Annotated in this window: 6 protein-coding genes; all 6 read left to right on the top strand. The window is 71.2% G+C overall.

Going from position 1 to position 9,641, the window contains the following annotated elements; genetic code table 11:
- Positions 1-12: 12 nt before the first annotated feature.
- Positions 13-1,296 (top strand): ABC transporter substrate-binding protein, encoded by a 1,284-nt coding sequence (locus ACWGH4_RS23780; RefSeq protein WP_453464247.1) that lies wholly within the window; start codon positions 13-15, stop codon positions 1,294-1,296.
- A 12-nt stretch (positions 1,297-1,308) separates the two neighbouring features.
- Positions 1,309-2,286: a carbohydrate ABC transporter permease gene (locus ACWGH4_RS23785; RefSeq protein WP_453464234.1), complete on the top strand. Its 978-nt coding sequence runs from the start codon at positions 1,309-1,311 to the stop codon at positions 2,284-2,286.
- Complete coding sequence (locus ACWGH4_RS23790; protein WP_364594585.1) at positions 2,283-3,143, top strand: carbohydrate ABC transporter permease; 861 nt, start codon at positions 2,283-2,285, stop codon at positions 3,141-3,143. Before ACWGH4_RS23785 ends, ACWGH4_RS23790 begins: the two co-directional genes overlap by 4 nt.
- Before the next feature lie 93 nt (positions 3,144-3,236).
- On the top strand, positions 3,237-4,523 hold the full coding sequence (locus ACWGH4_RS23795; RefSeq protein WP_453464238.1) for a glycoside hydrolase 5 family protein: 1,287 nt from the start codon (positions 3,237-3,239) through the stop codon (positions 4,521-4,523).
- A 31-nt stretch (positions 4,524-4,554) separates the two neighbouring features.
- Complete coding sequence (locus ACWGH4_RS23800; RefSeq protein ID WP_453464241.1) at positions 4,555-6,594, top strand: endo-beta-N-acetylglucosaminidase; 2,040 nt, start codon at positions 4,555-4,557, stop codon at positions 6,592-6,594.
- A 35-nt stretch (positions 6,595-6,629) separates the two neighbouring features.
- A partial coding sequence (locus ACWGH4_RS23805) for an alpha-mannosidase (protein WP_453464244.1) occupies positions 6,630-9,641 on the top strand: 3,012 nt, incomplete at its 3' end.

Consider the following 9,641-nt stretch of genomic DNA (forward strand, 5'->3'; position numbering starts at 1 on the left):
GAGCCGTTCACCGTGCGCATCAACCGCAGGGCAGTCGCCGCTGCCGCCGTCATCGCCGTCGTCCTGCCGCTCAGCGCGTGCGGGGGTTCGGAGGCGGGCTCCACCGACGCCTCCGGCAAGGTGGAAGGCAGGATCACCTTCCAGACCTGGAACCTCCAGGCCAACTTCAAGGACTACTTCAACGGCCTCATCGCCGACTTCGAGAAGCAGCACCCGGGCACCGATGTGAAGTGGGTCGACCGGCCGGCCGAGGGCTACGCGGACAAGATCAGCGCCGACGCCGCCGGCGGCACCCTGCCCGACGTCGTGAACGTCTCGCCGGACCTGGTCGCGCCGCTGGCCAAGGCCGGCCTGGCGCTCGACCTGGACAAGGCCGCCCCGCAGTACCAGAAGGAGTACCTTCCGGGCGCCTGGGACGCGCACCGCATACCGGGCGCGGAGGGCACATACGCCTTCCCCTGGTACCTCAACACCGGCCCCCTGTTCTACAACAAGCGTCTTCTGAAGGATGCCGGTCTCGACCCCGAGAAGCCGCCCACGACGTACGACGAGGTCTTCGACGCCGGACTGAAGATGGCGCGGCAGAGCAAGGGCAAGGTCGCCGCTCTCGCCAACGTGCCCACGATCGAGGACTTCGGCCGCTACGGTGTCCCGCTCATGAACGAGGAAGGCACCGCCTTCTCCTTCAACGACCCCAAGGGTGTCGAACTCCTCACCCGATACAAGGAGTTGTACGACGCCAAGGCGCTCGACCCGCAGGCGCTCACCGCCACTCCGGAGTCCTCGGGGCACAAGTTCCTCACCGAGTCCGTGGCCATGAACCCGGGCAGCGCGCTCGACCTCGCCAACTTCAAGAAGCAGGCCCCGAGCCTCTACAAGAACATCGGCATCACCGACCAGATCACGAGCACCGGCAAGGCCAACATGTACGTCATGGGTGTCATGGTGAACGCGCAGAGCAAGCAGAAGCCCGCCGCCGTGGCCTTCGCCCACTTCGTCACCGACGCCACCCGCCAGATGGAGTTCGCCAAGAAGGTGGCCATCTTCCCCAGCACCGCGGGCTCCCTCGACGACCCCTACTTCACCGAGGAGGACGGCACCGACGAGACCAGGGTCAGGGTCGCGGCCGCCGAGTCCCTGAAGACGTCCGTCAATTACACGCCCGTCCTGTTCAGCGAGCAGATGAAGACCGAACTGCGCAACGCCGTGGCCCGGGCGCTGCAAGGGAAGCAGAGCCCCCAGGAAGCGCTTGACAACGCTGTCAAGGCCTGCGACCGGCTGCTCCGGCAGAGCTGATCGGCACCTGCCATGAAGACTTCCACCGCCTCCGGCACGATCACCTCCGACGCCGCCCCCGCGGGCCCGCCCGTCCACGGCCCCGGGCCGGGCTCCGCGGGGCGCCGCCCGCACCGCGGCATCCGGCGCCATCTGCCGTACAGCCCCTGGCTGTTCGCGGCACCCGGACTGCTCGTCGTCGGCGCGTTCAGCCTGTACCCGTTCCTGAGCACCCTCGTCAACGCGTTCACCGACCGCCGCACGCTCGTCCCCGGCGAGTTCGTGGGCCTGGCGAACTTCCGTGAGCTGCTCGACGACGAGATGTTCTGGATCGGCCTGCGCAACAGCAGCCTGTACGTGCTCGGAGTCGTCCCCGCCCTGGTGATCCTGCCGCTGCTGCTGGCCATGCTCGTCCAGCGCCACATCCCCGGCATCACCTTCTTCCGCTCCGCCTTCTACACCCCGGTCGTCGCCTCGATCGTCGTGGTGGGGCTGATCTGGGTCTGGATGCTCGACGACCGGGGACTGGTCAACTCGGTGCTGGAGGCGGTGGGGGTCGGCCGCGTCGGATTCCTGAGCGACCAGTGGCTCCTGCTGCTGAGCGCGATGGGCGTCACGGTGTGGAAGGGCCTCGGCTACTACATGATCATCTATCTGGCGGCGCTGGCGAACGTCCCGCGCGAACTGCACGAGGCCGCCGCCGTCGACGGCGCCGGGCCCGTACGCCGGTTCTTCACCGTCACCGTCCCCGCCGTCCGCTCCACGATGGTCCTCGTCGGAGCCTTGTCCTCGGTCGCCGCGTTCAAGGTGTTCTCCGAGGTCTATCTGATGGCAGGTCCCTCCGGCGGCCCGGCCGGCGAGGACACCACGCTGGTGATGCTCGTCCAGCGTGTCGGCACCGGCCTCTCGGGCCGCGTCGGCTACGCCTCCGCCATCTCCGTCGTCGTCTTCGTCGTCACCGTCGCGCTGATGCTGCTCGTGCTGCGCGCCGACCGCAAGGAGGACGCGTGAGCGTCATCAACGTCACCGACGCCGACGGCAAGCGGATCCCCGCCACCCAGCTCGTACTGCGCTACGTGCTGCTGCTGGCCGTGCTGGCGCTGACCGTCGGCCCGTTCCTGTGGCAGCTGTCCACCTCGCTGAAGGGCCCGCACGAGGACATCTTCAGCTCCCCGCCGAAGTTCCTCCCCGGCGAGCCGACCCTCGACAACTACACACGCGTCGCGCAGACCATCCCCGTCTGGGACTACGCCCTCAACTCGCTGAAGGTCGCCACCGCCAACGTCGTCACCAACTGCGTGGGAGCCGCCCTCGCCGGCTACGCGCTGGCCCGGATGCGCTACCGGGGCCGCAGGGCCGCCACGCTGGCCTTCATCCTCGCCATGCTCGTCCCCGTCGAGGGCATCATCATCGCCCAGTTCACCACCATGCGGGACCTCGGCCTCAACAACACGCTCCTCGGGGTGCTGCTGCCCGGCTCCATCGGGGCCATGAACGTCCTGCTGATGCGCAACGCCTTCCTGAACCTGCCCGACGAGGTCGAGGAGGCGGCGTACGTGGATGGGGCGAACGTCTGGCAGCGGTTCCTGCGGATCGCCCTGCCGTCGGTCAAAGGCACCCTCGCCGTCGTCGCGATCTTCGCGTTCATGGGCGCCTGGGACGACTTCCTGTGGCCGCTGATCGTTCTGAGCGACCCGGAGAACTTCACCCTCACCATCGGCCTCAACTACCTCCACGGCACCTTCGCCAACGACGAACGCCTGGTCGCCGCGGGCACGATCATCGCCGTGCTCCCGCTGATCGTCCTCTTCGCCTGCCTCCAGCGGTTCTTCTTCCGAGGCGTCGGCGAAGGCGCCGTCAAGGGCTGACAACGGGGCCGCGCGGACCTGCCCCCCAGGCGCACCGCGCGGCCGCGCAGCCACCCGACCGACACCCCACGAGACTTTGGACGTCGCCGCCTCATGAGCTCCGCCCCGCCGCGCTTCGGCGCCAACTACACGCCCAGCCAGGGCTGGTTCCACCACTGGCTGGACTTCGACCTCGACGACGTGCGCGCCGACCTCGACTCGATCGCCGGCCTCGGACTCGACCACATCCGGGTCTTCCCGCTCTGGCCGCTGTTCCAGCCCAACCGCACCCTCGTCCGCCCCCGTGCCGTCGAACAGCTCGTGCAGCTCGCCGACGCCGCGGCCGAGCGGGGCCTGGACGTCAACGTCGACGGCCTCCAGGGCCATCTGTCCAGTTTCGACTTCCTGCCCGCCTGGACGCGGACCTGGCACCGGCGGAACATCTTCACCGATCCCGACGTGGTCGCCGGACAGGCCGAGTACCTCAGGACACTGGCCGCCGCCCTCGCCGACCGGCCCAACTTCATCGGCATGACCATCGGCAACGAGATCGCACAGTTCGCCGCGGCACCGCACCCCGATCCCGACCGCATCACCCCCGCACAGGCCGGCAGCTGGCTCGACCGCCTGCTGGCCGCCTGCGAGGCGGGCGCGCCGGGACGGATGCACCTGCACGCCGAGTACGACGCCTCCTGGTACCAGGACGACCAGCCCTTCACCCCTGCCCACGCCGCCCGCACCGGCGCGGTCACCGCCGTGCACTCCTGGGTGTTCAACGGCACGGCGCAGCGGCACGGCGCCACCGCCACGGCCACCGAGCACCACGCCGCCTACCTCGTCGAACTGTCGAAGGCCTGGGCGCTGGAGCCGCACCGCCCGGTGTGGCTCCAGGAGGTCGGTGCGCCCGCGCCGCACATCCCGCCCGAGCACGCCGCCGCGTTCACCGACGCCACCGTCGCCAACGCCCTCGACTGCCCGGACCTGTGGGGCGTCACCTGGTGGTGCTCCCACGACGTGTCCCGCTCTCTCGCCGACTTCCCCGAACTCGAGTACACCCTCGGCCTGCTGACCAACGACCGCCGCGTCAAACCCGCCGGACGGGCCGTCGCCCGGCTCGCCGAGGAGTGGCGCGGCCGCGAACACCGGCCCGCCCCGCGCACCTGTGCCCTCGTCGTCGACGCGGGTGACGACGAGCGGGCGCCCCGGCGTTCGGTCTGCGCCCCGGGCGGCCCCGTCTTCGAGGCCTTCGCCCGGCTCACCGCCGACGGCGCCCGCCCCACCACGGTCCTCGCGAGCCGCGCCGACGACCCGGACCACCTCGCCGCCCGCGGCATCACCGAGGTCGTCACTCCCGAACAGGCCGGTCTCCCCGGGGGACCGGCCGCCCGCACCGCACCGTAAGCCGTCCACGACACGATACGGAGCACACGACATGGCCCCCCACCCCAGCAGACGAGCCGTCCTCAGGGCATCCGCCGCGGCGGCCCTCGTCCCCGTCCTCGCACCGGGCACGGCCGCCGCCGCGAAGCGGAACGCGCTCGGCGCGCCGTACGCCTCCTACTGGTACCCGGACTCGCTGCCTTCCGGCAGCCCCGGCGAGGGCATCACCTGGCGCAGTCTCAAGACCTGGCGCGCACAGGACGACGCCGACCTTCCGTTCAACAGGGCGGCGGTCCCGCTCGCGCGCCGGTTCACCCCGACCCCGGTCAATGCCACAGCCCGCGCCGGCCAGGCCCGGATCCAGTCCCTCGTCTCGTTCGCGCCCACGGCCTCGAACCCGTCCCAGGGCGCACCGACCGCCGACTACTACGCCACCACCCACTGGGGCTACGTCGACGAACTGGTCTTCTGGGGCGGCTCCTCCGGCGAGGGCCTGATCCTCGCCCCCAACGCCCCCGTCGTCGACGCCGCCCACCGCCACGGTGTGCCGGTGCTCGGCAATGTCTTCCTGCCGCCCGTGGCCTACGGCGGCGATCTGCGCTGGACCCGGGACCTCGTACAGAAGGACTCCTTCGGCCGCTTCCCGCTCGCCGCACAACTCGTCGCCGTCGCCGTCGCGTACGGCTTCGACGGCTGGTTCGTCAACGCGGAGACCGGCGGCGGCGACAGCGCGCTGGCCGCCGACATGCGAGGCTTCCTCGCGGAACTGAAGCGTCTCGGCACGGCGAAGGACCTGCGTGTCACCTGGTACGACTCGATGACCGTGAGCGGCTCCGTGACCTGGCAGGGTGCGCTGAACGAGCGCAACCGCCCCTTCTTCGAGGCTGCCGACTCCATGTTCGTCGACTTCCGCTGGTCGCGCTCCACCCTTGCCTCCTCCGGGCAGCTCGCCGACCGACTCGGGCGCAGCCGGTACGAGTTGTGGGCCGGGGTCGACGTGGAGGCGAGCGGCTGGAACAAGTCCGTCGACTGGGACGCCATCATCCCCGAGAGCGGCGACGACATCGTCTCGCTCGGCCTCTACCGCCCGGAATGGACCCGCAACCACCTGCCCGCCGACCGCACGCCGGAGCAGTTCCACGCGGCCGACGACCGCTTCTGGAGCGGCCGGTCGCTCGACCCGTCGCGGCCGGACACCGCCGACGCCTGGCGTGCCCCGGCGCTCGCCGTGGCCGACCGCTCCACCGTCGCAGGCCTGCCCTTCGCGACCGTGTTCAACACCGGCCACGGGCTGCGCTGGTACGAGGAGGGCAAGGCGGTCTCCGACGCCGGTTGGAACCACCTCGGGCTCCAGGACCGGATGCCCTCACGCCAGTGGGTCGTACGGACCGAAGGCAGTCGGCCCAGGGTCGCCTTCGACTTCGGCGACGCCTGGCACGGCGGCAGCAGCCTCCTCGTCGACGGCTCCCCCGACGCCCCCGTCACCGTCGACCTGTACGCCACCCGTCTGCCGCTCGGACCGGACACGGTCGTCGAGTTCACCCACCGGGCCGACGCTGGCCGGGTCACCGTCGAACTCGCCCTCGCCACGGCGGAACCCGCCGCACCCGGCGAACCCCATCCGTACACGTATGTCCCCGTCGGGGCCGCCGAGGGCGGCTGGACCACCCGGACCGTACGGCTGAGCGGCCTGTCCGGGACCGTGCACGCCCTCGGCGTCCGTCTCACCGGTGCCGGCGGCCCCGTGCGCTGGCGCCTCGGCGGGCTCGCCGTGCACGACGGCGGCGAGCGGACCCCGGCCGCCCCCGGCGTCCTGCGGATCACCGACGCGACGGACGAGGGCATGCGCTTCGTCTGGCAGGCGGCGCCCGACGCCGTCGACGAAGCAGCGGCGCCGGCCGTGCGCCACTACACCCTGCACCGGCTGCTGCCCGACGGCACACGGCGCTTCCTCGGCGCCACCTGCCAGCGCGCCTTCTTCGCCCGTGACCTGCGGCCCGAACCGGGCGAGCGATCGGCCCGGTTCGAAGTGCGCGCGGTGGGGGAGCTCTACACCACGTCCGCTCCCGCGACCGTCGTCCGTCCCTGGTAACACGCCCCACCCCCGACACCCCCGGAGCACCCTTCATGCATGACGACCGCACCCTCGTCGAAGCCCGCCTCAGGCGTGTCCTCGACGAACGCATCCGCCCCGCCGTGTACCCCGAGTCCGTGCCGCTCGACGTCTTGGTGTGGAACGCGCCGGGCGAGCCCGTCCCGGTCGAGGAAGGTCTCGCCGCCACGCCGGAGCCGGTCGCGGTGGGCGACATGTGGGGTGCTCCGTGGGGCACCAGTTGGTTCACCGTCACCGGCACGGTCCCGGGCCGGTGGGCGGGCCGGACCGTCGAGGCGCTCCTCGACCTCGGCTTCGACGAGAACATGCCCGGCTTCCAGTGCGAAGGCCTCGTCTACCGCCCCGACGGCACCCCGGTGAAGGGCCTCAACCCGCGCAACCAGTGGGTCCGCGTCGCGGCGCCGGCCGACGGCGGGGAAGAGGTCCGCCTGCACATCGAGGCCGCTTCGAACCCCGTCATCCTCGACTACCACCCCTTCCTTCCGACGCGGCTCGGCGACAAGGAGACCGCGGGCAGCACCCCGCAGTACCGGCTCGCGCGCATGGACCTCGCCGTCTTCGACGAGACCGTGTGGCAGCTCGTCCTCGACCTCGAGGTGCTCGGCGAGCTGATGCACGAACTGCCCGCGGACGGCGCCCGCCGCCACGACATCCTGCGCGCCGTCGGCCGCGCCCTCGACCGTGTCGACCTCCAGGACGTGGGCGGCAGCGCTGCCGCCGCCCGCGCCGAGCTCGCCGGCGTCCTCGCCACGCCCGCCCGGCCCTCGGCCCACCGCATCAGCGCCGTCGGCCACGCCCACATCGACTCCGCCTGGCTGTGGCCGCTGCGGGAGACCGTGCGCAAGGTCGCCCGTACGACGGCCAACATGACGGCCCTGCTGGAGGACGAGCCGGACTTCGTCTTCGCCATGTCCCAGGCGCAGCAGTTCGCCTGGATCAAGGAACACCGCCCGGAGGTCTACGCCAAGGTCAAGAAGGCGGTCACCGACGGCAGGTTCGTCCCCGCCGGCGGGATGTGGGTCGAGTCCGACACCAACATGCCCGGGTCCGAGGCGATGGCCCGTCAGTTCGTGCACGGGAAGCGGTTCTTCCTCGACGAGTTCGGCATCGAGAACGACGAGGCCTGGCTGCCCGACACGTTCGGCTTCGCCGCCGGGCTGCCGCAGATCATCAAGGCGGCGGGTTCCAAATGGCTGCTGACGCAGAAGATCTCCTGGTCGCAGACGAACAAGTTCCCGCACCACACCTTCCAGTGGGAGGGCATCGACGGCACGCGGATCTTCACCCACTTCCCGCCCGTCGACACCTACAACTGCTCCATGAAGGGCAGCGAGATCGCCCACGCCGAGAAGAACTTCAAGGACAAGGGGATGGCCAGGCACTCGCTCGCGCCGACCGGCTGGGGCGACGGAGGCGGCGGCACCACCCGTGAGATGGTCGCCAAGGCGGCCCGCCTGCGCGACCTCGAGGGCTCGGCGACGGTGACGTGGGAGACACCCGCGGAGTTCTTCACCAAGGCGGAGGCCGAGTACGCCCACCCGCCGGTGTGGGTCGGCGAGCTGTACCTCGAACTGCACCGCGCCACCCTCACCAGCCAGGCGAAGACCAAGCAGGGCAACCGGCGCAGCGAGCATCTGCTGCGCGAGGCCGAGCTGTGGGCGGCGACCGCCGCCGTCCGCACCGGATTCGGCTACCCGTACGAGCAGTTGGACCGGATCTGGAAGACGGTGCTGCTGCACCAGTTCCACGACATCCTGCCCGGCTCTTCCATCGCCTGGGTGCACCGGGAGGCGGAGAAGACGTACGCGGCCGTCGCGGCCGAGCTGAACGACATCATCGGCGCGGCCCAGCGTGCCCTCGCCGGTGACGCGGCCGCCGGAGGGGAGCTGGTGTTCAACGCCGCCCCGCACGAGCGGCACGGCGTCGCGGCCGGCGGCGCGGCCCGCGCCGCGGAAGGCGGCACCGCGCAGCTCTCCGAGCGCGACGGCGGCGGTTTCGTGCTCGACAACGGTCTCCTCCAGGTCGAGATCGACGGCCGCGGCCTGGTGGTCTCCGTCTACGACATCGGAGCCGAGCGGGAGACCGTGGCACCGGGCAGTGCTGCGAACCTGCTCCAGGTCCATCCCGACTTCCCCAACATGTGGGACGCCTGGGACGTCGACGCCTTCTACCGCAACACCGTCACCGACCTCACGGACGTCGACGAGGTCACCGCCGCCGGCTCGGGACCGGCCGCTGTGGTCCGCGTCGTCCGCTCCTTCGGTGACTCGAAGGTCACCCAGCTGATCGCCCTCGCGGCGGGCGCCAAGCGCCTCGACATCGACACGGAGGTCGACTGGCACGAGACCGAGAAGTTCCTCAAGGCGTCCTTCCCCCTCGACGTCCACGCCGAGCGGTACGCCTCCGAGACCCAGTTCGGCCACTTCCACCGGGCCACACACACCAACACCAGCTGGGAGGCCGCCAAGTTCGAGGCCTGCAACCACCGCTTCGTCCACATGGAGGAGCCGGGCTGGGGTGTCGCCCTCGTCAACGACTCGACGTACGGGCACGACGTCACGCGCACCGTCCGCGCCTTGGACGCCGGGACCACGACCACCCTGCGCGTGTCCCTGCTGCGCGCCCCGCGTTTCCCCGACCCGGAGACCGACCAGGGCGTGCACCGCTTCCGCCACGCCCTCGTGCCCGGCGCCTCCATCGGCGACGCCGTACGGGAGGGCTACCGCATCAACCTTCCCGAGCGCCGCGTCCCCGGTGACGCCGAAGTCGCGCCGCTGGTCACCGTCGACAACGACGCGGTCGTCGTCAGCGCGGTCAAGCTCGCCGACGACGGCAGCGGCGACGTGGTGGTGCGGCTGTACGAGGCGACGGGCGGGCGGGCCCGGACGCGGGTGACGCCCGGCTTCCCGGCCGCAGGGGTCTCGGCCACGGACCTGCTGGAGCGGACCCTCGCAGACGTACCCGCCCCCGAACTGGTCGACGGCGGCGTGCCGTTGAGTCTGCGGCCGTTCGAGCTGGTCACGCTG

The organism is Streptomyces sp. NPDC054847, from assembly GCF_053610925.1.